The organism is Pontitalea aquivivens, assembly GCF_046507575.1.
GTDB lineage: Bacteria > Pseudomonadota > Alphaproteobacteria > Rhodobacterales > Rhodobacteraceae > Pontitalea > Pontitalea aquivivens.
The window spans coordinates 1-424 of the sequence record NZ_JBKFEY010000126.1 but is presented as its reverse complement, the minus strand read 5'-3'; the positions used below and the strand labels follow the sequence as shown (position 1 = coordinate 424).

The window sequence follows — 424 nt, the reverse complement described above, 5'->3', positions numbered from 1 at the left end:
CCATTGCCCGCGTCCGGATCGAACTGGAGCGCACGGACCCCGTTGTCTGGCGCGAACTTGATCTGCCGCTCTCCACCACGCTGGCCACGCTGCATGACATCATCCAGGTCGTGATGCGCTGGCAGGATTATCACCTTCACGAATTCCTCGTCGGCGATAAGATCTACGGCGAACCCGATCCCGACGACGATCTCTACGAGCGCAAGGTCTACAAGGAAAAGGGCATGCGCCTCGCCACGCTGATCGAGCGCGATCTGCGCGACTTCCTCTACGTCTATGACTTCGGTGACAACTGGCGGCATCGCATCACGATCGGCGATGTCCGGCAGGGCGAGCCCGGCGCCGAATACCCCCGCTTTGTCGCCGGCGCGCGCCGCGCACCTCCGGAAGATGTCGGTGGAATTACAGGGTTCGAGGAATTCCT

The 424-nt window shown here is 62.0% G+C and carries 1 protein-coding gene; it reads left to right on the top strand.

What is annotated here, in order from left to right; all coding sequences use genetic code 11:
• The coding region (locus ACK8OU_RS20465; RefSeq protein WP_410305164.1) for a plasmid pRiA4b ORF-3 family protein at window positions 1-424 on the top strand (424 nt) is incomplete at both ends.